The sequence below is a fragment of the Candidatus Rhodoblastus alkanivorans genome, from assembly GCF_022760755.1.
Classification (GTDB): domain Bacteria; phylum Pseudomonadota; class Alphaproteobacteria; order Rhizobiales; family Beijerinckiaceae; genus Rhodoblastus; species Rhodoblastus alkanivorans.
Window position 1 is genome coordinate 4019450 of the sequence record NZ_JAIVFP010000001.1, and the last position, 22952, is coordinate 4042401.

Annotated in this window: 20 protein-coding genes, 1 pseudogene and 1 riboswitch; of the genes and pseudogenes, 14 read left to right on the top strand and 7 right to left on the bottom strand. The window is 63.9% G+C overall.

The features are described from left to right. Positions 1-138: 138 nt before the first annotated feature. From K2U94_RS18725 to K2U94_RS18735, 3 genes and pseudogenes are all read right to left on the bottom strand, one after another. Positions 139-855, bottom strand: a complete 717-nt coding sequence (locus tag K2U94_RS18725) for a hypothetical protein (protein WP_243068662.1) — start codon at positions 853-855, stop codon at positions 139-141. 425 nt (positions 856-1280) lie between these two features. Further along, positions 1281-1412 (bottom strand): annotated as a pseudogene (locus K2U94_RS20850) (IS3 family transposase); the annotation flags it as partial. A gap of 260 nt (positions 1413-1672) precedes the next feature. After that, on the bottom strand, positions 1673-1993 hold the full coding sequence (locus K2U94_RS18735) for a hypothetical protein (protein WP_243068663.1): 321 nt from the start codon (positions 1991-1993) through the stop codon (positions 1673-1675). A 250-nt stretch (positions 1994-2243) separates the two neighbouring features. Between K2U94_RS18735 and egtB the strand changes: the two genes are divergently transcribed. Further along, positions 2244-3509: an ergothioneine biosynthesis protein EgtB gene (gene egtB / locus K2U94_RS18740; protein ID WP_243068664.1), complete on the top strand. Its 1266-nt coding sequence runs from the start codon at positions 2244-2246 to the stop codon at positions 3507-3509. Beyond that, the gene (gene egtD / locus K2U94_RS18745) at positions 3493-4449 is read left to right on the top strand and encodes an L-histidine N(alpha)-methyltransferase (protein ID WP_243068665.1); all 957 of its coding nucleotides are present in this window, start codon (positions 3493-3495) and stop codon (positions 4447-4449) included. The genes egtB and egtD overlap by 17 nt, the downstream gene beginning before the upstream one ends. Positions 4450-4561: 112 nt before the next feature. Here egtD and K2U94_RS18750 read toward each other — a convergent pair whose 3' ends face one another. Next, positions 4562-5614, bottom strand: a complete 1053-nt coding sequence (locus K2U94_RS18750; protein ID WP_243068666.1) for a GlxA family transcriptional regulator — start codon at positions 5612-5614, stop codon at positions 4562-4564. A 141-nt stretch (positions 5615-5755) separates the two neighbouring features. Between K2U94_RS18750 and K2U94_RS18755 the strand changes: the two genes are divergently transcribed. The 5 genes from K2U94_RS18755 (at position 5756) to K2U94_RS18775 (ending at position 9896) form a co-directional block, all read left to right on the top strand. Beyond that, a complete protein-coding gene (locus K2U94_RS18755) occupies positions 5756-6082 on the top strand; it encodes a DUF1330 domain-containing protein (RefSeq protein WP_243068667.1) in 327 nt (108 codons plus the stop codon). A 45-nt stretch (positions 6083-6127) separates the two neighbouring features. Then, a complete protein-coding gene (locus K2U94_RS18760; RefSeq protein ID WP_243068668.1) occupies positions 6128-6403 on the top strand; it encodes a DUF4242 domain-containing protein in 276 nt (91 codons plus the stop codon). A gap of 181 nt (positions 6404-6584) precedes the next feature. Continuing rightward, positions 6585-7649, top strand: coding sequence for a class I SAM-dependent methyltransferase (locus tag K2U94_RS18765; protein ID WP_243068669.1), 1065 nt, complete (start codon positions 6585-6587; stop codon positions 7647-7649). Positions 7650-8070: 421 nt separating this feature from the next. Next, positions 8071-8150: riboswitch (SAM riboswitch) on the top strand. A 60-nt stretch (positions 8151-8210) separates the two neighbouring features. Further along, the gene (locus K2U94_RS18770; RefSeq protein WP_243068670.1) at positions 8211-9416 is read left to right on the top strand and encodes an O-succinylhomoserine sulfhydrylase; all 1206 of its coding nucleotides are present in this window, start codon (positions 8211-8213) and stop codon (positions 9414-9416) included. A gap of 81 nt (positions 9417-9497) precedes the next feature. Further along, on the top strand, positions 9498-9896 hold the full coding sequence (locus K2U94_RS18775) for an Ivy family c-type lysozyme inhibitor (protein WP_243068671.1): 399 nt from the start codon (positions 9498-9500) through the stop codon (positions 9894-9896). On the opposite strand, the gene K2U94_RS18780 is transcribed toward K2U94_RS18775, so the two are convergent. Next, the gene (locus K2U94_RS18780) at positions 9897-10289 is read right to left on the bottom strand and encodes a DUF2147 domain-containing protein (RefSeq protein ID WP_243068672.1); all 393 of its coding nucleotides are present in this window, start codon (positions 10287-10289) and stop codon (positions 9897-9899) included. A gap of 238 nt (positions 10290-10527) precedes the next feature. Here K2U94_RS18780 and K2U94_RS18785 point away from each other — a divergent pair, with 238 nt between their 5' ends. Then, the gene (locus K2U94_RS18785) at positions 10528-13257 is read left to right on the top strand and encodes a bifunctional acetate--CoA ligase family protein/GNAT family N-acetyltransferase (protein ID WP_243068673.1); all 2730 of its coding nucleotides are present in this window, start codon (positions 10528-10530) and stop codon (positions 13255-13257) included. A 6-nt stretch (positions 13258-13263) separates the two neighbouring features. On the opposite strand, the gene K2U94_RS18790 is transcribed toward K2U94_RS18785, so the two are convergent. After that, the gene (locus K2U94_RS18790) at positions 13264-14859 is read right to left on the bottom strand and encodes a L,D-transpeptidase family protein (RefSeq protein ID WP_243068674.1); all 1596 of its coding nucleotides are present in this window, start codon (positions 14857-14859) and stop codon (positions 13264-13266) included. Positions 14860-15134: 275 nt separating this feature from the next. Between K2U94_RS18790 and K2U94_RS18795 the strand changes: the two genes are divergently transcribed. Then, positions 15135-15911 (top strand): DUF2076 domain-containing protein, encoded by a 777-nt coding sequence (locus K2U94_RS18795; protein WP_243068675.1) that lies wholly within the window; start codon positions 15135-15137, stop codon positions 15909-15911. 49 nt (positions 15912-15960) lie between these two features. Here the strand turns inward: K2U94_RS18795 and irrA are convergent, their stop codons facing one another. After that, complete coding sequence (irrA, locus tag K2U94_RS18800; RefSeq protein ID WP_243068676.1) at positions 15961-16482, bottom strand: iron response transcriptional regulator IrrA; 522 nt, start codon at positions 16480-16482, stop codon at positions 15961-15963. A 320-nt stretch (positions 16483-16802) separates the two neighbouring features. On the opposite strand from irrA, the gene fabA reads away from it, so the two are divergent. The 5 genes from fabA to K2U94_RS18825 all read left to right on the top strand — a co-directional run bounded on the left by fabA (position 16803) and on the right by K2U94_RS18825 (position 22918). After that, on the top strand, positions 16803-17318 hold the full coding sequence (gene fabA / locus K2U94_RS18805) for a 3-hydroxyacyl-[acyl-carrier-protein] dehydratase FabA (RefSeq protein ID WP_243068677.1): 516 nt from the start codon (positions 16803-16805) through the stop codon (positions 17316-17318). A gap of 36 nt (positions 17319-17354) precedes the next feature. Next, positions 17355-18575 carry a beta-ketoacyl-ACP synthase I gene (fabB, locus tag K2U94_RS18810; RefSeq protein WP_243068678.1) on the top strand — a complete coding sequence of 407 codons (1221 nt, stop codon included), beginning with the start codon at positions 17355-17357 and terminating at the stop codon, positions 18573-18575. A 14-nt stretch (positions 18576-18589) separates the two neighbouring features. After that, on the top strand, positions 18590-19420 hold the full coding sequence (fabI, locus tag K2U94_RS18815; RefSeq protein ID WP_243068679.1) for an enoyl-ACP reductase FabI: 831 nt from the start codon (positions 18590-18592) through the stop codon (positions 19418-19420). 144 nt (positions 19421-19564) lie between these two features. Next, on the top strand, positions 19565-21067 hold the full coding sequence (locus tag K2U94_RS18820; protein WP_243068680.1) for an NAD(P)/FAD-dependent oxidoreductase: 1503 nt from the start codon (positions 19565-19567) through the stop codon (positions 21065-21067). Beyond that, on the top strand, positions 21068-22918 hold the full coding sequence (locus K2U94_RS18825) for a hypothetical protein (RefSeq protein ID WP_243068681.1): 1851 nt from the start codon (positions 21068-21070) through the stop codon (positions 22916-22918). Positions 22919-22952: the final 34 nt, after the last annotated feature.

Consider the following 22952-nt stretch of genomic DNA (forward strand, 5'->3'; position numbering starts at 1 on the left):
ATCTATCCGTGCTTTGTTGGACACGATAGGAAGATGAACGCGAACCAGCGTTTCAAATAGCTGGGCGGTTACAAGAAAACTGGCCTGATGGATTAGCCGAAACGCACCTACCCTTGGTGCCGCAAAAAGGGTCCGCGGTCAGAAGGGTATGTCATCATCGATGGTGAAAATGGACTTTGGGGTGGGAGGGTTTGGCTTATCCCTCCTACCCCATGACCGTTCCTTCCTACCCCACGGCGATGAACCCTCCGGGGGCTTTTGCGTCGAAGTGGGGGTGGGGGTCGGGCTTGCGCCTCCTGCCGGCTTCCAGTTGGCAACCTTGCAGATTTCCTCGATGCCAAGTTCGTTCGGATTGCCGTCTTTGTTGGTCAGGCCATATTCGTTCGCGTGTTTGCGGAGCCAAATTTCAAGCGCTTTTTTCGGCGTCTTGCCGCTCAACGCCTCAGGATTCGAAGTGACTTCATTCCATGCCCGAACGGCCGCGGCGAGCTTCGGCGCATAGAACACGCTTGATGTGTCAGCCAAGCCGTCTGGACTAGCGCCATGTGTGAGAAAAAATCCATCGACAAAGTTTCTGGAGCGCATCCAGTCACAAAAACTATCGACGTCAATTGTCGATAAAATCCAATTTATTTCGTTATATTCTTCATATTTGACTTGTGTATATGTGAGCTTTCCACCACGGGCCGCATTCTTTATTGCGTTTAGGTAGGCTGATATTTCAACCTTTACCTCATCTGGCCATCTGTCATAAGCGTCACCTTCAAACTCCGAAGGATCATAGCCCGAGATCAAAAGGGCGATCTGAAATGCATTCAACTCATCGGCGAGTTTCCAGCGTTTGATGCGGTCCATTGAGGCAACCTATTCGGGCAAGAAAAATTATTGCTTGTATCCTCCACCAGTGTCCGGCAACGTCCAGTCCACTCGACGAACTATGCACAGGGTTTCGACCGTTTCTCGCAGGAATCGAGACAACCATTGCCTGACGGCGGGCGGGTTGGCGAAAATCGCAGCGCCGAAACTTGTTGGTATAATTGTTGGTATAAATATTTTTTGAAGATATTTTAGCATTATATATCAGTGTATTATGCCGCATATTCGATGCCGCCCCTGGCACCACTTCCTTATCCGCTGACGTTCGCAGGCAGCCGATGAAGTCAATAGTTCACTGATATATAAGTTATCTAACCTTCCGCAGGCGTTCACAGGCGTCCGAGGCGGCGCGTTTGCGTTCGCAAAATTGTTGGTAGCTTTGATGGCGTCGCAAATTGCCAACGCGGCGCCTCTATCGATCCTGCCTTCTCCTCCCCGAACACGCCCCGCGCCCCTTCCAGAAGCTGGTTCTTCCGCGTCGTGATCTGGTTCGGCTGAACGTCGAACTGCTGCGCCAACTCGGCCAACGGCTTCTCTTCGTCATCGAAAGCTCCTGATTCGCAGCGAAAATCCTCGCCGCCGTCAGGCAGAAAATCCACTCAAGCTACTGTCCGAATTTGCGAAGCCAGATCTCTTATATTCGGCGCGCTTTTCGGCGCCGCGATGGAGCAGGCCGACAGGGGATCGGCGCGGCGGACGATTTCCCCGTCGAGTTCGGGCGCCAGCCACAAGACGCCCGCGCCGCGGGGCGTTGATGTCCGAAATTCAGCTCGAATTTCCGCGGGCGGCCGCCTGGTCACTTCTCGTCGTGCGGCTTTTTCTCTGGCTGCGCCGGACGCCGCATCGTCCACGACGGAGGGTCGCTGGCGGGAAAGGATTCCCATGACGCCTCCGCCACTTCGTCCCAACGCTCCTTCCGCTCGGCCGCCGATCCTGATTTCGGTTCGGCCTTGGCGGCCTCGGGCTTTTTGGATTGAACGCCGTGCGCGTTTTTGTTGTGTGCGCTCATGGTTGCCTCCATTGAATATTGGCTGTTGTCAGCGCCGGAATGGATCGACGTCGAAACAAGACCTGAAAATCGAGATGGTTCCTGACGCTCTTGAGGCAAGCTGAGCAAACTGGAATTTGCGGTAAAGATCGCGAGATTTTTTGGCGGATGGGCCGGAACCTTTGGACGCCGAGCCGATTAACGGGAGCACGGCCAGGCGTTTTACGATTCCCCGAGGGCGGCGGTCATGCGAAACTCGAACCAATTCGCCCGCGGCCCTCGCCGGACCGCGGGCGGGCCGGAAAGCGGCGCCATATTGACGCATCCGCGTGATAGGAGGGGAGCCGAAGGGGTCGCCAACGACGGAGGCCAAGGCCGCGTGTCATCCGGAAAAACTGAAATCCTCGTCCAATTCCAAAAGGCGCGCGCGGCGAGCCGCAGGCTTGCGGCGCCGCTGACCGACGCCGACGCGACCGTGCAATCCATGCCGGACGCGAGCCCGGCGAAATGGCATCTGGCGCATACGACCTGGTTCTTCGAGGCGATGGTGCTCGAACCCTTTTCGCGCTCCTATCGCGTCTTCGACCCGAACTTCAACTTTCTGTTCAATTCCTATTACGAGACCTTGGGCGCGCGCCAGCCAAGGCCGCGGCGCGGCATGCTCACCAGGCCGACGCTCGAACAAATTCACGCCTATCGCGACCATGTCGACGCGGCGATCGAGGATTTGCTCCGGCGCGAAACTTCCGACCGTGTCGCCGCTTCGATCGAACTCGGCTGTCATCACGAACAGCAGCATCAGGAATTGCTCCTGACCGACATCCTCCATCTGTTTGCGCAAAATCCGCTGCGCCCCGCTTATCTCGATCCTGCGCCGGACGCCGGCGGCGCCGAGCCGACAGCCATGGCTTACGAAAATTTCGCCGGCGGGATCGCGGAATCGGGCGCGGGCGACGAGGGCTTCGCCTTCGATTGCGAACGGCCGCGCCGCCGCGTCCTGATCGAGCCCTATCGGCTCGCCGACCGGCTCGTCACCAATGGCGAATGGATGGAGTTCATCGCCGACGACGGCTATCGCCAGCCCCTGCTGTGGCTGTCGGAGGGCTGGGCCAAATGTCTGGATGGCCAATGGTCGGCGCCGCTCTATTGGGAGGAGCGCGACGGCGAATTCTGGACCATGACCCTATCGGGATTCCAACGCGTCGATCCGGCGGCGCCGGCGGTCCATATCAGCTTTTTCGAGGCCGACGCCTTCGCGCGCTGGTCGAACCGCCGGCTGCCGACCGAAGCCGAGTGGGAGCGCGCGGCGGAGCCGCTGGACGTCGAGGGCAATTTCGTCGAATCCGGCCTGATGCGGCCGTCGCCGGCGACAGCGGGGCAAAACGGCCTGCGCCAGATGTTCGGCGACGTCTGGGAATGGACCTGCAGCCCTTTTTCCCCCTACCCGCGCTTTCGTCCCGCCGAAGGCGCCGCGGGCGAATACAACGGCAAATTCATGTGCGGACAATTCGTGTTGCGCGGCGGCTCCTGCGCGACACCGCAAAGCCATATGCGCGCGACCTATCGCAATTTCTTTCCGCCCGACGCCCGCTGGCAATTTTCCGGCGTGCGCCTAGCTGGAGACGCAGATGATGACAGACGCTGACGTGCGAACGCATTGGGACGAGGCGTTTCACGCCGCCGTCGTCGCCGGGCTGTCGCGCCCGCAAAAGACGATCCCCTGCTGCTGGCTCTATGATGCGCGCGGTTCGGATCTCTTCAACGCCATCACCCGGCTCGACGAATATTATCCGACCCGGGCCGAAACCGAAATTCTCGCGCGCCACGCCGGCGAAATCGCTCAATTCTGCGGCGAGGGCGCCTTGCTGCTCGAATATGGCGCCGGCGCCGGCGTCAAGACCGAGATTTTGATCGCGGCCCTGGCCGCCCCCCGGCTTTATGTCCCGATCGACATAGCCGGCGACGTACTCGCGCGCACCGCGCGCCGCATCGAGGCCCGCTTCCCGGGCCTGAAGACATTTCCGATCGTCGCCGATTTCAATCACGATTTCGATCTGCCTGATAACCTGCCGCCGGGACCGCGAATCGCTTTCTTTCCCGGCTCGACGATCGGCAATCTGAACCGCCGCGAGGCCGCCGCCTTCCTGTCGCGCCTGCGCCGCCACGTCGCGGGACGGGGCAAGGCGATCGTCGGGATCGACCTGAAAAAGGATCTCGCCACCTTGCTGAACGCCTATGACGACGCCCAGGGCGTGACGGCCGCCTTCAACCTCAACCTTCTCGCGCGGATCAATCGCGAGCTTGACGGCGCCTTTCCCCTCGACCGCTTCGCCCATGAGGCGCGCTGGAACGAAGCCGAATCGGCGGTCGAAATGCACCTCGTCAGCCTCGATTCGCGCGTCGTCCCGGTCTCAGGCCAATATTTCGCCTTTCGCGCCGGCGAGACGATCCACACCGAAAGCTCGCGGAAATATGACCCGGCCGATTTCGCCGCGCTCGCCACGAGCGCCGGATGGCGAACAGCCCGAACCTGGCGCGATCGCGAAGGGCGCTTCTCCGTGATCGGCCTCGACGCCGTGTCGTAAGCTACGGCGATTTTATTGACAGACCTGCCGCTGCCAAGCAGCGCCTTAATTTGGGTTACCGGTTTTGTGAAGGGTTTCGGGCGCCGGCCCCGCGGCGACCCGATCACGCGTGTCAGGGCCGGCGACCGAAACCCTTCACACGAGCCGCATCGTAGATCGGACGGAACATGCGGCGGTAATCTTTTGGCATGAGACCAGCGCGCCGCTTGAACAATTTCCGGAAAAATGCCGGATTTTCATAACCGACCACTGCAGCGATATCATCGACCGACATGTCGCTGGTCTCGAGCAGCCGCTTCGCCTCTTCGATCCGAAGATTTTGCACATAGCCTATGACGGTCGATCCCGTGGCAGCCGCAAAGCGACGTTTGAGGCTGCGCTCGGGAATGCCGCATTCCGCGACCACCCCAGCAACCGCCTGCGGCTCGTGGTAATGCGCGCGCAGCCTGTCCTCGGCCCGACGCACGATCGAGTCTGCGTGCGTTTGACGCCGAACCAAGCTGGCAAACGGCAGTTGGCCGGCGCCATGCCATTGGAGCAAATAAACTTTCGCGATGTGCAACGCCTCGCCTGGACTACAATGGCGCGAGATGATGTGAATCGCGAGGTCGTGCCAAGCGGTGGCGCCGCCCGCGGTCACGATACGTCCGCCATCGTCGGCGAACACGATATTGGGTTCAGGAATAAATCGAACGTCCGGAAAACTGTTACGGAATAGGTCCGCATAGCCCCAATGCGATGTCGCCGCCTTGCCGTTGAGCAGGCCGGAAGCCGCGAGCAGCACTGCGCCCGAGCAGGCCGAATAGATCGTGCTGCCGGCCCGGTGGCGGCTGCGAAGCCATTCCTTCAGTTCCGAATAGCGATCTTTTAAGTCGTCGTCGGGCGCGAGCCATAGCTCCGGGATGACGATGATGTCGGCGCCGGACGCCTCCCCGATGGTCAGGTCAGGCGTGACCGGAATGGCGTTGCCGCATCGGAATGGGTCGTGCGTGAGCGAGACAATTTTCGGCTGGATCTGCCGCCCGCTCGGCTCATCGCCGACGAGCGCGAGCCACAGCGTCCCGGTCGACGCAAAAACGTCGATCAACCCGTAGATCGCGGAACCCGCGGATTCCGGCAAGGCGAGGATCAACGCCTCGATAGCCTTGGCATTGGTGTTGGCCATTCCCGCACCAGAAATTGGCATAAAAGGATCGTTTTTGACGAAACCCGACCTGACGCCAGTCCGCGTCCAGCGCTAGCTTCCTCCCCTTATCGAGGCTCATTCAACCAAACGTAGCCCGAAACTAACCTGAGGAGGGAAGCGATGCCAGTTTACCTAATCGCTGACGTGAAGGTGACAGACGATAAGTGGTTGCCGAGCTATGCCGCAACCGTGCACGGCCTCGTGCACAGGCACGGCGGCAAATACCTGGCCCGCAGCGCCAATGTGAAAACACTCGAAGGCCGGCCGCTGGACGCCACCTTGGTGGCGCTCATCGAATTTCCATCGGCTGAGGCCGCGACGGCCTTCACCGGCGATCCCGACTACGCGCCGTTCGCTATGGCCCGCCAGCGCGGCAGCGAAAGCCGGCTTCACCTGATCGACGATACCGACGTCGCCGGCGCAATCGCCTATTTGCCCAAAGGCTGACCTCCGTATCCACGCGTCGAACGCGAAACGAAAGGATGCCAAACAATGAAACGCTATGTGATCGAACGTCATATCCCTGGCGTCGGCGGCTTGAGCCAGACTCAGCTCAAGGAACTTGCAGCCGCCTCGAACGGCGCAGTCGCCAAGCTTTCCGGGACCGTGCAATGGGTGCAGTCCTACATCGCCGCCGACAACACGTTCTGCGTCTACCTGGCCGAGAGCGAAGATCGCGTTCGCGAGCACTCGCGCCTGGCCGGCTTTCCAATCACCAGAGTCAATGAGACGGTCACCGTAATCGACCCGTTGACGGCGTATTCCTGAGCCCATCGGATGGAAGACGCAACCATGTCTGACGCTCATCGCACGAATGTGCTCCGGATCGCGCTCGCCCTCATCGACCTGACGTTCAATTCGGAATCTGTCTGATGGGCGTCATGTGGGCCTCGGGGCGGACCTGGGCCCACGGACACTCGCACGATCTTAAGATGACAGGGAGGAACCGATGAGCCAAGTCAATGACGAAAAGCTGCAACTATTCATCGGCAAAATGTTGGGCGATCTTGGTGGCGCGTTCTGCGTGCCGACGACACGGATCGGCTTGCGCCTCGGGTTATTTGACGCGCTGTACGGGGAAGGTCCCCTCACGGTGGAAGACCTAGCGGCCAAGGCCGGCGGGCTGGCGGCCCGCTACGTCCGGGAATGGGCGCTTGCGCAGGCGGCCAACGGCTTCATCGACTATGATCCGGAGGCGGAAACGTTCAGCCTCTCGCCGGAGCAGGCTATGGTTTTCGCCGTAAAGGACAGTCCCGTCTATCTCGCAGGCGCGTTCGGCCTCGTCGCCGCGATGATCGAAGGTGAAAAAATGGTCGAGCAGGCGTTTCGGTCGGGAACGGGCGTGCACTGGGGCGACACGGCGCCTTGCCTGTTTTGCGCGACCGGGGCTTTTTTCCGGCCAGGATATGCCAATAATATCGTGCAGAACTGGCTGCCTTCTCTGCGCGGCGTGAGCGAAAAACTGAAGGCGGGCGCCAAAGTCGCCGACGTCGGTTGCGGCGTCGGGTTTTCGACCCTGCTGATGGCGAGCGCCTTTCCGGAGAGCCGGTTCACCGGCTTCGATTTTCACGCGCCATCCATCGAGGAAGCGCGCCGTCACGCGGAACAGCATGGTCTCGCCGATCGGGTTCGCTTTGAAACTGCGAAGGCGAAAGAAATCGCGGAATCGGATTTCGATCTCGTCAGTTCCTTCGACTGCCTGCACGATATGGGCGATCCGCGCGGATGCGCGACGCATATGCGCCGAATCCTTAAACGCGACGGCACATGGATGATCGTCGAGCCGATCGCGGGCGACAAGGCGAGGGACAATATGAACCCCATTGGCCGCCTCTACTACAACGGCTCGACAATGATCTGCGTGCCCACCTCGCTCGATCAGGAGGTCGGCGAGGGCTTGGGAGCCCAGGCAGGCGAGGCCAAACTCGTCGAAGTCATTCGTGCGGGCGGATTTTCGGACGTACGCAGAGCGACGGAGGGTCCGTTCAATATGGTCATCGAGGCGCGCGCCTGACAATGCGAACGCCAGCGCGCGTTCATCTGACGTCCACGCGAGAAGTTTGCGATCAGAAAAGGGAAGCCGCGGCCAAGTTATTGTCACCCTGCAAAACCTGGTTTTGGAGGCGAGCGACGAGCCACAGCCATTCCGCAATGTTTCGCAACGCCTACAATGATTTTGCGTGGGGAAGGATTCCTGCGGTGTTTGCAGCGTTTGACCCGGCCCCTCACATGGCGCGTTCCTGGTCACAGTCCGCAATCAGGGAATTATACGGGCCACGGCGAGGTCGGAGATCTTTTCAAGCGAACTTTTTAGCGTTCTGGAGAGGCGTTGCCGATCGGCGACCGGCTGCTGCCCGGGCATAGTCGGCCATCCGACTTGTGACGGCTCCCCGCCCCAAGGCGAAATCGTTGACCCCGCGCCGGCGCGGCGCTACAAGCGCTACTGTGGTCCTTTGAGCCGGCCGGCTTGCCGCCACGTTAAATCAAGGAGCTAAAAGGTCGGTTCTGCCGAAAATCGAGCAGCCGGCTGCATGGCTTCGAACGATCGGGCGTCTCGCGCCCGGAGGAGTTTTCCATGTCCGCCTATGACCGCCCGCCTCTCGACGCCACGAACCTGCGCCCGCGCACGAAAATGGTCCATGGCGGGACGATGCGGTCGGCCTATGGCGAGACCTCCGAGGCTTTGTTCCTCACCCAGGGTTTTGTCTATAACAGCGCGGAAGTCGCGGAAAGCCGCTTCACCGGCGCCGACGAGGGCTATCAATACAGCCGTTTCGGCAATCCGACCGTCGCCATGTTCGAACAGCGCATGGCTCTGCTCGAAGGCGCCGAAGCCGCTCGCGCGACCGCGACCGGCATGGCGGCAGTGACCACGGCGCTGATGGGGCAGGTGCGCGCCGGCGACCATGTCGTCGCCTCGCGCCAGCTGTTCGGCTCCTGCCTCTATATCGTGACCGATCTGCTGCCGCGCTTCGGGGTGGAATCCACTCTGGTCGACGGCAATGACCTCGACCAATGGAAGGCGGCGCTGCGGCCGAACACCAAAACGGCCTTTCTCGAAAGCCCGACCAATCCCGCCCTCGGCGTGCTCGACATTGCGGCGATCGCAAAAATCGTCCATTCGGCCGGCGCTACCTTGGTGGTCGATAATGTCTTCGCCGCGGCGCTGATGCAGAAGCCGCTCGAACTCGGCGCCGATTGCGTGGTCTATTCCGCGACCAAACATATCGACGGCCAGGGCCGCTGCCTCGGCGGCGTGGTGCTGGGCTCCAACGCCTTCATCGAGACCCATGTCCATAATTTCATCCGCCAGACTGGGCCGTCGCTGTCGCCCTTCAACGCCTGGGTGCTGCTGAAAGGCCTCGAAACCCTGCCGCTGCGCGTCGCCCAGCAGCAGGACAGCGCTGGGAAAATCGCCGATTTCCTCGCCGGCGAAAAGAAGATCGCCCGGGTCTATTACCCCGGCCGGCCGGACCATCCGCAATATGAGCTGGCGCGCCGCCAGATGAAGGGCGGCTCGACCATGGTTGCCTTCGACGTCGCCGGCGGCAAGGCCGAAGCGTTCCGCATGGCCAACGCCTTCGAGATCATAAAAATTTCGAACAATCTCGGCGACGCCAAGAGCCTCGTCACCCATCCCGCGACCACCACCCACCAGCGCCTCAGCGAGGAGGCGCGCCAGGCGGCGGGCATCGGGCCGGGCATGCTGCGCCTGTCGGTCGGGCTCGAAGACGTCGAGGACCTGATCGACGATCTGAAGCGGGGGCTGGCGGCGGCGTGAGCCGCTTCGGCGCCTTCTCCCGGGTTCGCTGAGGCCCTCGCCATGGTATGATCCCCGGCGGACATCGCGGGGGAGGGACCAATGCTCAAGGTCAGCCTGTGCTTTTTTCTCGCCTTGACGCCGCTTTGCGGGGCCAGGGCGCAGACCTATCCGCCTGAAATCGCCAAGGCGGCGCCGGCCGCCTTGGCCGCTTGGCGCGCCATCACGCCGCGCGCCTATCGCCGCGAACCCTGGATCGCCAGGCTCGACGGCGTCTCCACGCCGCTGGAGCGCGTCACCATGCACGGAAAGCCGTTTTATTATGGCGCGGTCTGCATTCCGCACGATTGCGGCGGCAATTTCGTCTCGTTTCTGATCGCGCTCGACGGCTCGGACGCTTACGGCCTGCTCGCCTCACAGACTCTGGGCGTGCGTCATCGCTGGTTCGGCGCGCCCGACGCCGAGGCGCGCGGGCTGTTGCAGCGCAAGATCAACGGGTGATCAGTTCGCCCGCACCCAATACATGGTCTTGCAGATCAGACCGCCGAACACGCAGCCGCTGGTGCGCAGCTTCTTGCCCGAGACCACCATGCGGCCGCTGTAGGTCTTGCCGTCCTGGGGATTGAAGGCGCGGCCGGCCCAGCTGTTCTGGTCGGCGCGCACCATGTCGAAAAAGACTCTTTGCCCGACGCGCGCCTTGGAATGGGGATTCTTGAGCCAGACCACAGTGCCGCACAGGGCGCCGCCACAGGGCGCGAAACGGATCTTGGTGGCGCCGTCCTCGCGCATCCATGTGCCTTCCGCGTCCTGCGCGGCCGCCGCGCAGGCGACGGACGCCAGCGTCGCCGCCGCCAGAATGGCGCCGCCAAGCGCGCGACGATCGAAAAAGCGCATGGTTCCTCCTGTCGAATCCTCTGGCGAAGTTGCGAAGCCGCCCGCGCGGGCGGAAAAACGGGACATCGGCCCGGGACGAATCGCGCGTCGCCGGAGGGCGAGAATGCGACTTAAATCCGTCTCGACGGCTTCGCGCAAGAGCTTATCGGTTGGCGTAACGCGCGAATCGCGCGTTCGGGATGAATTGGCCCGGCAAAACGGCTATGTTCGCACGTGCGAAACGCGACGGAGAATCGTCATGAGCATCCGCCAACTCGACCGCGCCCTGCAACCGAAATCCCTGGCGCTGGTCGGCGCGTCGGACCGCGCCGGCTCCACCGGCCAGGCGGTGCTCGACAATATCGTCTCCACCGGCTTCGATGGCGTGCTCCATGTCGTCAATCCCCGTCACCAGGAGATCGCGGGCCGGCGTTCGTTCAAGGAATTGCGCGAGCTTCCCGAACCGCCGGACCTCGTCATCGTCGTCGCGCCCAGGGAAAACGTCCCCGGAATCGTCCAGGAGGCGGCGGACCTCGGGATTCCGGCGGCCATCGTCATGACCGACGACCCCAAGCCGGGCGCCGATTCCCTGTTCGCACAGATGCGCGCCATCTCCCGCAAAAGCGGCATCCGCATCTTCGGTCCCAATTGCCACGGCGTCATCGCGCCGCGCGTCAAGCTCAACGCCAGTCTTTCGGCGCAACCGGTCCGGGCCGGCGACCTCGCGCTCATTTCGCAATCGGCGGCGGTGATGGAGGCGATCGCCGCCTGGGGCCATCGCCGGCAGGTCGGCTTTTCGGGCATGGCGGCGCTCGGCGACATGGCCGACGTCGATATGGACGATCTGCTCGATTACTACGCCCTCGATCCGATGACCCGCGCGATCCTGCTTTACGTCGAATATCTCGAGGACGCGAAAAGCTTCATGTCGGCGGCGCGCGCCGCCTCCCGCATCAAGCCGGTCATCGTGATCCGTTCGGGCCGCCACGAGGCTTCGCGCCGCGCCGGCACCCATGCGGGAAATCTCGCCACCGCCGACGAGGTCTATGACGCCGCCTTCCGCCGCGCCGGCCTGCTCCGCGTGCCCTCGATCGGCGCCCTGTTTGAGGCCGCCGAGGCCTTGGCGCGGATCAAGCCCTTCAACGGCGATCGTCTCGCCATCGTCGCCAACGGGCGGGGCGTGGGCTATCTGGCCATCGACCGGCTGCTCGATCTCGGCGGCAAGCTCGCCGACATTTCGCCGACGACGCGCGACGCCTTGAAGCCGCTGGCGTCGGAGGCCTGGGGCGGCGCGCCGCCGGTCGAACTCCCCCCCGACGCCGACGCCGCGCATTATGGACAGGTTTTGTCGCTCGTCCTGCAGGACCGCGCCAATGACGCGGTGCTTGCGATGCATTCGCCGAACGTTCTCTCCAATGCCGAGGAGATCGCTTTGGCGGCGGTGGAGGCGGTGAAAAAGCACCGGCGCGCCTCGATCAATCAGAAGCCGGTCTTCGCGGTCTGGTATGGCGCCAATGACGCGATCAGCCGCATTTTCGAAGAGGCGCGCATTCCGCGCTATGAAGGCGGCGCGGTCGCCGGCTTCATGTATATGGTCAAATGGCGCCAGGCGCGCGAGGCGCTGATGGCGGCGCCGCCCTCGCTGCCCGTCGATTTCGCGCCCAATACGTCAAAGGCGCGCGCCGTCGTCCAGCAGGCGATCGCCCGCGGCAACGCCTGGCTGGCGCCGGTCGAGATCAGCGCTTTGCTCGAAGCCTATGACATACCGATCGCCCCCGCGCGCCTCGCCCGCACGCCGGAGGAGGCGGCGGAAGTGGCGCGGCTGGTGCTTGGCCGCTATGGCGGCTGCGTCGTCAAGATCATGTCGCGCGACATCATCCACAAATCGGACCTCGGCGGCGTCGCGCTCGACCTGCGCACGGTCGAGCAGGTGGTCGAGGCGACCACGAAAATGCTGGAGCGCGTCGCGGTCGAGGCCCCGCACGCCCGGGTGGACGGCGTCACCATCCATCCCATGGTGCGCCGCCCCAACGCCCGCGAACTGGTGATGGGCGTCGCCGATGACCCGACCTTCGGCCCGGTGATCGTGTTCGGGCGCGGCGGCAAGGCGGTCGAGGTCGTCAACGACAAGGCGCTCGCCCTGCCGCCGCTCGACCTGTCGCTCGCGCGCGGCCTCATGGAACAGACCCGGGTGGTTCGCGCATTGCGCGATTACCGCGATGTCCCGGCGGCCGACATCGACGCGGTCGCGTTGATTCTGGTCAAGCTGTCGCAGCTTTCCGCCGACATTCCCGAAATCCGCGAACTGGAGTTCAACCCGGTGCTGGCCGACGCCGACGGCGTGGTGGTGGTTGACGCCCGCGCCTCGGTCGCCCCGGCCGAGGGACGCACGCTCGCCGGCTGCAACCCGCGCTTCGCCATCGCGCCCTATCCCAAGGCGCAGGAGCGCCGCACCACGTTGAAGAACGGGACGGCGGTGCAATTGCGCCCGGTTCGGCCCGAAGACGAGGAGATGTACAAGGTCTTTTTCACCCATGTCTCGCCGGAAGACATCCGCCTGCGCTTCTTCGCGCCGGTGAAGGAATTCTCCCACGCCTTCATCGCCCGCCTCATCCAGATCGATTATGCGCGCTCCTTCGTCTCCGTCGCGGTGGAGGAGCAGACCGGACTGATGCTCGGCGTGGTGCGGCTGATGCTCGACATCGATCATGAACATGGCGAATACGCGATATTGCTGCGCTCCGACCTCAAGGGCCAGGGACTCGGCTGGAAGCTGATGAAATATATGATCGAATTCGCCCGTGCGGAGGGCGTGAAAATGATCGAGGGCCAGGTCCTGAGCGAGAACCAGACCATGCTGTCGATGAATCAGGCGCTTGGCTTCCGCATCGAGGACGACCCCGCGGAACATGGCGTCAAAAAAGTCACACTCGACCTGACCCAGCCGCCGACCGAGGCCGAGACGCAGCCCAATCCCGAAGCGGATTGAGGGGTCTTAGCCCCCGACCGTATCGACGGTATAAACGTCGTCGCGGAAATGGACCACGCCATCGGCCGAGGCCCAGCCGGTCAGATAGACCCAGACCACCGGAACGGGCTTCGGCAGCTTGATGTCCTCGCGGACGCCGGTGGCGATCCGCTCCCTGATCAGCCGGGAGGTCCAAACCCCGAGATCGGGCGAAATCGCCGAGGCCGAAGGCGACGCCGACGCGACTCTGGGCCCGGTCACCGGAACGCCCTGGAGCAGCCAGGCGGCGAGATCATAGACGCCCTCCACCCGCACGCAGCCATGCGACAGGAAGCGGTAATCATTGGCGAACAGGTTCCGCGTCGGCGTGTCATGCATATAGACCGCGTCCGGATTGGGCATCTGGATGCGGATCAGACCGAGCGCATTGCCCTTGCCGGGGTCCTGACGCAAAATGTAATTCGTCGCCCTTTCCGAATTCCAGTCGATCGACCGCGGATTGATCTCCTTGCCCTGGTAGTTGAGAATGCGGATATGGGCGCGCTCCAGATAATTCGGCTGCCTGCGCATTTTCGGGATGATCTCGTTCTTGATGATCGAGACCGGCACCGTCCAGGTCGGATTGAGGTTGATCGCGACGATCCTGGCGGTGAGCTGAGGCGATTGATGTTCCGGGCCGCCGACGATTGCGGCGTAGCGATGGACAACGTGGCCGTTCTCGACCGCGTCCACGGCGGTGGATGGGATATTCACCACCACATATTTGTCACCGAACGGGAAATTGAGCCCCGCGAGCCGCTGCGCGCTTGAGGCGAGCTGTTTGAAGCGGACATTGGCCGGCACATTCATCGCGCGCAAGGTCATTCCGGCGACGATGCCGGTCTGTTTCAGGCCGTTGCGGAACTGGAAGCGCTTGACGGCGGCGGCGAGCGCCGGGGTCCAATGCGTTCCATTGGCCTCGGCGCCGACGAGATCGCCCTCGATCGCAAGGCGCCGGCGCAAAATCTCGACCGCCGGACCGCGCGAGCCGGGCCGCAATGCGGCCGGAACCGTCGGCCAGCCGCCGGCGTCGGCGATCGCCGCATAACGTTCCGAAGCCTTGGCGGTGGTATAAAAGGTTTCCGGCTGCAGGACCGGGGTCGGATCGTCCGACAGCGCCATTTCGCGCGGGACCGGCTTGGGGCGCGGCCTGGGCTTCGGCTTGGCGCGCTCGGTCTCGGCCGTCGTCGGCGTACGCGGCGCCGCGGTGTGAGGCGCAGCCGCGGGGGCCAGAGCCGGCATGGGCGCGGCCGCGGGGGCCGGAGCTGGCATGGGCGCGGCCGCGGGGATGGCGGGCGCTTCAGCCGCCGGCGCGGCGGGAGTCGGCGCCTGGGCCGCGGGCGTCGCGGCTGGCGGCGGCAGCGGCAAGGATTCGACGGCGCCCGCGGCCGGTTTGGCGGCCGGTTTCGGCGCGGCGGGCGCTTCCGCGGCAGGCGGGGCCGCCGCCGGCGCCACTGGCTGGGTCGCCATCGGCTCGGGCGAAAGCGGGCTTTGCGCCGCCGCAGCAAAGGGCGTCACGCCGAGCGTCACGGCCAAGAGAAGAACCGGGATGCGAAGAGCCGGGATAGTTTGCGCGCGCCTCATGATTCGAAAGGTCCCCGGGACGTGCCCTTCTTTAAGAACGATTGAGAAGTCTTTGCCAAGCCTTTTGCGGATCGTCGCGCAATTTCTCCTGCTCTGTGTCCTTTTTGCGGCTGGCTGCGGCGCAGCCTTGGACCAAACTCCGGCCAAATTCCGACATGACGGAAATTTCATCTGCCGCGGACTTCCCAACTTCGCGCGCGCCTCCCATATTCCGGGCGTCAGGCCATCCGGAATGCGCCGGTCACGGCCAGAGAATGCGCCAAAGGAGTTGCGCGATGTCGCCCGAAGAACGCCAGTTGCTCTCCGAACTGTTCGATCGCGTCCGCAGCCAGGCGAATGCGCCGCGCGACCGCGACGCCGAAAACTTCATCGCCGACGCCGTGCGCGGCCAGCCCTACGCCCCCTATCTCCTGGCCCAGGCGGTCATCGTCCAGGAGCAGGCGCTGCGCGCGGCCGACCAGAAGCTCCAGGACCTGCAGGCCCAGGTCAGCCATCTTCAGCAGCAGGCGCAATCCGCTGCGCCGCAAGGCGGCGGCGGATTTTTGGGCGGCCTGTTCGGCGGCGGGCGCCCGTCGCCACAGCCCCAACCCCAGCCCAATCCCTGGGGGGCTGCGCCGCAGCAGCAGGAGGCCTATGCGCCTCCGCCTGCCCCGCCGCCTCAGCCCGCTCCCTCGCCCTGGGGCGCGCCCCAGCAGCCCTCCGCGGGCGGCGGCTTCCTGCGTAATGCGATGGGCGCGGCGGCCGGCGTCGCCGGCGGCGTGCTTCTGGCTGATTCGATTCGCGGCCTGTTCTCCGGCGGCGGCCATGGCGCCGGCCTGTTGGGCGGCGGTCAGGGGCTCGGCGGCGGCCAAGGACTTGGCGGGCAAGGACTTGGCGGGCAAGGACTTGGCGGCGGCGAGACGATCGTGAACAATTATTACGACACGCCGCCCAACGATAAGACCCAGGCCGCCTTCGACCCCTCCGACAACGGCGATCAGGACTATTCCAACGCCGATTATTCGGGCGACGACGATTATTCCGGCGGCGACGACTATAGTTCGGACGTGTGAGCTTTGTCAGGCCCGCCCCGCCGACAGGCCGGGCGGGTTTCGGCGGGGTTCACGACGCCTTGCGCCGTAGACGAATCATCACATCGACGCGCGCGATCTCCATGCCTTCGGGCGGCTCCGGCAGGCGGGTGAAGTCGATCAGCTCCTTGGGCAGGTCGGTGAGCATATGGGTTTCGTCGTCGATCACGAAATGCTGGTGCTCGGCGAGATTGGTGTCGAAATAGGTCTTGGCCCCGTCCACCGTCACTTCCTTCAACAGGCCCGCGGACGTGAACTGATTCAAGGTGTTGTAGACGGTCGCGAGCGAGATCGGGGCGCGCGCCGCGCGCGCCTCGTCATAGAGGCGCTCCGCGGTGACGTGGCGGTCGCCGCCGCCGAACAGCAGCCAGCCGAGACGCAGGCGCTGGCGCGTCGGCCTTAAGCCCGCCTCGCTCAATTTGCGCCGCAGGTCGTGCAACGGGCAACCGCTGAGGTCGGCCCCCGCGGCCGTCGCCGCATAGACCGCGCCGCCGCCTTTCGCTCCGCGCTCGGACGCCCGGCGGGCGCGTGACGCGCTGTCCCTCTTCTCCATAGGAATTTCCTTTTTCTCCCCATGAAGACGGAAGTCTGCCCCGATGGGAGAACGCGCTGCCGCCCGGCGAATCGGAAATTCGTCGCGGCCGCGAGGACGCGCGATTGCTCCAGATATAGACTTTTGCGCGCGGACCGGCAACAGCGTCGCGCTTCGTCCGCCAGAAGCTGTGCGGGGCTGGAAATGAGTCTTTCGGCGCGGCTTTCGGCGCGGCAAGCGCTATGTTAGAAGGCGCGGTCAATAATCCGGCGACGCGGCGCGCGTCGTCGCGGATGACTGCAATCCGGGCTCTCGTGGGCCGAACAGGGGAAAAATCCCACATGGGCGAGAAACGCTCTCAATTTGCTTATGAAGATCTGCTGGCGTGCGGCCGCGGCGAGCTTTTCGGCCCGGGCAACGCGCAATTGCCCCTGCCGCCGATGCTGATGTTCGACCGCATCGTGGCGATCAGCGAAGAGGGCGGCGCCCACGGGAAGGGCCATGTCCGCGCCGAATTCGACATCAAGCCGGATCTGTGGTTCTTCGGTTGCCACTTTCTGGGCGACCCCGTCATGCCGGGCTGTCTCGGACTCGACGCCCTGTGGCAGCTCACCGGCTTCTTCCTCGGCTGGCTCGGTCTTCCGGGGCGCGGCCGGGCGCTCGGCGTCGGCGAGGTCAAATTCGCCGATCAGGTTCTGCCGACGGTCAAAAAGGTCGTCTATGGCGTCGATTTCAAGCGCGTGTTCAAGGGCAAGCTGGTGCTCGGCATCGCCGACGGCTGGCTTGAGGCCGACGGCGCGCGGATTTACGAAGTCAAGGACATGCGCGTCGGCCTGTTCCAGCCCGCCGCGGCCTGAGCCGCGCTCAAGCACATCGGCTGCAAGGAGGACATCATGAGACGCGTCGTCGTCACCGGCATCGGCATTGTCTCCGCGATCGGCAATGACGCCGCGGAAGTTACAGCCTCGCTGCGCGCCGCGCGGCCTGGCATCGTGCGCGCCGAAAAATACGCCGAACTCGGCTTTCGCTGCCAGGTCCACGGCGCTCCGACGCTCAACCCGGAAAAGCTCGTCGATCGCCGCGCCATGCGCTTCCACGCCACGGGCACCGCCTGGAACCATGTCGCCATGGATCAGGCCATCGCCGATGCGGGACTGGAGCCTGCCGACGTCTCGAACCCGCGCACCGGGATCATCATGGGATCGGGCGGCCCTTCGACGCGAACCATCGTCGAATCGGCCGACATCACCCGCGAAAAGGGCCCGAAGCGCGTTGGCCCCTTCGCCGTGCCCAAGGCGATGTCCTCGACCGCTTCGGCGACGCTCGCCACCTGGTTCAAGATCAAGGGCGTCAATTATTCGATCTCCTCGGCCTGCGCCACATCGTCGCATTGCATCGGCAACGCCGCCGAAATGATCCAATACGGCAAGCAGGACGTGATGTTCGCCGGCGGCTGCGAGGAGCTGGACTGGACGCTCTCGGTGCTGTTCGACGCCATGGGCGCGATGTCCTCGTCCTATAACGACACGCCGGCGACGGCCTCGCGCGCCTATGACGCCGACCGCGACGGTTTCGTGATCGCCGGCGGCGCGGGGGTGGTCGTTCTGGAGGAATACGAGCGGGCGAAAGCGCGCGGTGCCAGAATTTACGCCGAACTCGCCGGCTATGGCCTGACCTCGGACGGCCACGACATGGTCGCGCCTTCCGGCGAAGGCGCCGAGCGCTGCATGCGCATGGCGCTGGAGACCTGCAAGCTTCCGATCGATTACATCAATCCGCACGCGACCTCGACTCCGGTCGGCGACCTCAAGGAAATCGAGGCGATCCGCGCCGTCTTCGGGGCCGACAAATGCCCGCCGATCTCGGCGACCAAATCGCTCACCGGCCATTCGCTCGGCGCCGCGGGGGTGCAGGAGGCGATTTATTGCCTGTTGATGCAGCAGAATAGTTTTATTTGCGAAAGCGCCAATATCGTTAATCTCGACCCGGCTTTCGCCGATATGAATATCCTGCGCCAGCGCAGGGACAACCAGCAGCTCGGCGTGGTCCTGTCCAATTCGTTTGGCTTTGGCGGGACCAATGCGACGCTGATCTTCAAACATATCGACGCCTGACCGAAAGATTGCGCATGACTATCTCCGCCAAGGGTCTTATGGCCGGCAAACGCGGCCTCATCATGGGCGTCGCCAACAATCATTCGATCGCCTGGGGCATCGCGCAGGCGTTGGCGGCGGAAGGCGCCGAACTCGCCTTCACCTTTCAGGGCGAATCGCTCGGCAAGAGGGTCAAGCCTTTGGCGGAGAGCCTCGGCTCCAGTCTTACCCTGCCCTGCGACGTCGAGGATCTTGCGAGCGTCGACGCGGTTTTCGCCGCGATCGAACAGCAGTGGCAAAGCCTCGATTTCGTCGTCCACGCCATCGGCTTTTCGGACAGGAACGAGCTGAAGGGCCGCTATGTGGACGCCACCACGCGCGAAAATTTCTCACGCACCATGGTGATCTCCGCCTTTTCCTTCACGGAAATCGCCCAGCGCGCGCAAAAACTCATGCCGAACGGCGGGGCTTTGCTGACCCTGACCTATGGCGGCTCGACCCGGGTCATGCCCAATTACAATGTGATGGGCGTGGCCAAGGCGGCGCTCGAGGCCAGCGTGCGCTATCTCGCCGCCGATCTCGGCGCGCAGAACATAAGGGTCAACGCCATTTCCGCCGGCCCGATCCGGACGCTCGCCGGCGCCGGCATCGCCGACGCCCGCTTCATGTTCAATTTCCAGAAGGCCCACGCGCCCCTGCGGCGCACCGTGACCATCGAGGACGTCGGCGGCTCGGCGCTCTATCTCCTCTCCGACCTTGCGGCGGGCGTCACCGGCGAAATTCATTTCGTGGACGCGGGCTATAACATCGTCTCCATGCCCCAGCCCGGCAGTTTGAAGGCCGATTTGGACCAAGGCCTTTCCTGATCCTTCCCGGGATCATCTCCCGTTGCGGCCCAACGCGGACGTGAGGAGACGGCCCGACGCGCGGCCTTTCATAAAAGGAGGCCAGCACTAAGCAGCGGTTAACGCCTGCCGTGGCAGAACAAGCCAAACGGCAGGAGTTGTCGCATGGTTCGTTTCATCGAAACTTTGGTTATCGGCGCCGGGCCGGCAGGATTAACGACCGCCTACAAGCTTTCGCAGGAAGGACGGGAAGTCATCGTCCTCGAAAAGGATCCGATCTATGTCGGCGGCATCAGCCGCACGGTCAATTACAAGAATTTCCTCTTCGACATCGGCGGCCATCGCTTTTTCTCGAAGTCGAAGACCATCGTCGACCTGTGGCGTGAAATCCTGCCCGACGACTTCATCGAGCGCCCGCGCCTGTCGCGCATCTTCTACCAAAACAAATTCTACGCCTACCCTTTGCGCGGCTTCGAGGCCCTGCGCAATCTGGGCTTGTGGGAAAGCGCGCGCTGCATGGCCTCGTTCGGCTTCGCCCGCGCTTTTCCGTTCCGCAATCCGGCCACATTCCACCATTGGGTGCGCAACCAGTTCGGCGAGCGGCTGTTCTCGATCTTCTTCAAGACCTATACGGAAAAGGTCTGGGGCATGAGCTGTAACGAAATTTCGTCAGACTGGGCTGCCCAGCGCATCAAGGGCCTGAGTCTTGGCGCGGCGATCTTCGACGGGTTGCGCCGCTCGCTCGGCCTCAACAAGAGCGGGAACAATGGAGCAAACAGCGCCAGGACCCTGATCGAAAGCTTCCAATACCCGCGAAAAGGCCCCGGCATGATGTGGGAGGCCGCCGCCGCGAAAATCAAGAGCAACGGCGGCGAGATCCTGATGGGCCGCGCGGTGGAAAAGCTCGATTTCGACGAAGCGAACAAAATCTGGACGGTCGAGGCCTGGACCGCCGATGGCCAATGCGAAACTTTTCGCGCGCGCCATGTGGTGTCCTCGGCCCCGATCCGCGAATTAATGTCCAATCTGTCGCCGACGCCGATAAGCCTGCTCCACGCCCGCCAGCTGCGCTATCGCGATTTCCTCACCGTTGTCCTGATCGGCAAGTCGCGCCGGGAGTTGCCGGACAATTGGGTCTATATCCACGATCCCGCGGTCAAGGTCGGCCGCGTCCAGAATTTCCGCTCCTGGTCGCCGGAAATGATCCCCGACGGCGTCTCCACCTGCCTCGGGCTCGAATATTTCTGCTTCGAGGGCGACGGCCTGTGGACCGCTTCAGACGCCGAACTGATCGAGCTCGCCAAGCGCGAGATCGGCCGGATCGGCCTGATGGACCCCGAAGACGTCGCCGACGCCTCGGTCGTGCGCCAGGCCAAGGCCTATCCGGTCTATGACGAGACCTATGCTGCCAATCTCGAGACGATCCGCGCCGAACTGAGCCTGCGCTTCCCCAACCTGCATCTCGTCGGCCGCAACGGCATGCATAAATACAACAACCAGGACCACGCGATGATGACCGGCCTCCTGACCGCGCTGAACATCATCGCCGGAGAAATTGCGCACGACGTCTGGAGGGTCAACGAGGACGCCGAATATTGCGAGGCGGGAATTTCCGGCGCCGAGGAAGCGTTGGTCAGTGAGCGCCTCGCCCCGCGCAGGGTGGCCTGATTGTCCCGCAGGCCGGGCTCTTCCGGCGCTGTTCCGGCCGGTGCCGCGACCGCGACGCTTGCACTCGCCATGCTGCTGGCGCTCGCCGTCTATTTCGGCCTCGAGGCGGAGCGGCTGCGCGCGGTCTGGACGACGGGCGCGTTTTTCGACACCGACGACGCCATGCGCATGGTTCAGGTGCGCGATCTCATGGCAGGCCAGGGCTGGTACGACATGACCGCCTGGCGGCTCGACCCGCCCGCCGGCGTGTTTTCGCACTGGTCGCGGGTGGTCGATGCGCCCCTGGTCCTGCTGATCGAATTCTTCCAGCTTTTTCTCAATGGCGTGATGGCCGAGCGCGCGGCGCGCATCGCCTTTCCCGCTTTTGTCCTGCTCGCATTGTTCGGCGCCGGCGCCTATGCGGCGCGGATTTTCGCCGGGCGGTCGATGCGCCTGTTCGGCGTCGCCTCCATGCTGTTCTGCGGCGTGATGTTCTGGCAGTTCCCGCCCGGCCGCATCGACCACCATGCGCCGCAGATCACGGCGCTGATTTTTTCGATGGCCGCTATGGCCGAGGCCTTCGATCCCGCCCGCGCCCGAAAAGCGGCGGCGCTTTCGGGCGCCATAATGGCCCTTTGTCTGGCGATCGGCTTTGAAAATCTGGCCTTTTTCGCTCTGGTCGCGGCGGCGCCGGCGATCCTTTATGTTCTGCGCGGCGCCGAGGCGCGCGATGCGCTTTTGGGCTTCGCCCTGGGCCTTGGCGGCGCGCTGACGTTTTTTTTCCTGCTCACGGTTGGCCCGGCGCGCTGGGGCGTCGAGGCCTGCGACGCGCTCTCCATGGCCCATCTCGTCTCGGCTCTGACGGGCTGCGCCATCTATGCCCTGCTGGCGATTTTTGGCGCGCGGATTTCTTCGCCCGCGGCGCGTCTCGCCGCGGCCGCCTTAGCCGCCGCCATCACCATCGCGCCCCTGGCCTTGATGTCGCCGGCCTGCCTCGCCGATCCCTTCGCCGGCCTCGATCCGATCGTTCGGCGCTATTGGCTCGATCACAACGCCGAGGTCATATCGATCGTCGAGGACTATCGCATCGACCCGACCGCCGCCGTGCTGATGGCCGCGACGATCCTGATCGGCTTTCTCGGCGCCCTGTTCGGGATGTGGCGCGCGTCCGGCATGGCGCGGGCGCGCTGGCTCTTCCTCTCGGCCCTGATCGCCATTGGCGTCGCCATTGGCTCGCTGCATGTCCGGGTGCTTTCGACCACCATGCCGCTGGCCGGTCTCGGTCTGCTCGCGCCGGTCGGCGCCCTGCGCGATTTCATCGCCGCGCGCATGACGAGCGCTCTGGGACGGACGGCGGCGCCGCTGACCGCCTTGCTCGCGCTATTCGGCCTTTCCTCCTTCGGCGTCGCCCTCGCCGAACCGCCTTTTCCTATCAGCGCGGCGATCGAGAATTCCGCGGCCAAGGCCTGGCGGCGGCCCGATCCCTGTCTCGAATCGGCGAGTTACGAGCCTTTGGCCGCATTGGGGCCGGGACTGGCGGTCTCCCAGATTTCGCCTGGCTCCTATCTCCTCGCCCAGACCAGCCTGAGCGTGCTGGCCGCGCCCTATCATCGCGACAACCACGGCAATCGCCTGGCGCTCGATATATTGCGCAGCCCCCCTGCCCTGGCCGAAAGCCTGGCGCGCAAGGCCGGGGCGAAATATGTGCTGCTGTGCTGGGCGAAGCCGTCGGACGAGGCCGCCTTGCGCGAAATGGCGCCGGACGGGCTCGGCGCCGAATTGACCCGGGGCCATGTTCCCGGCTGGCTGCGCCCGCTCGATATCAAGGGCACGCCTTTTCACGCTTTTCAGGTCATGCCGCGCAGCGATTGAACGAAAAAAAGCGGCCGGTTCGTCGCCGGCCGCT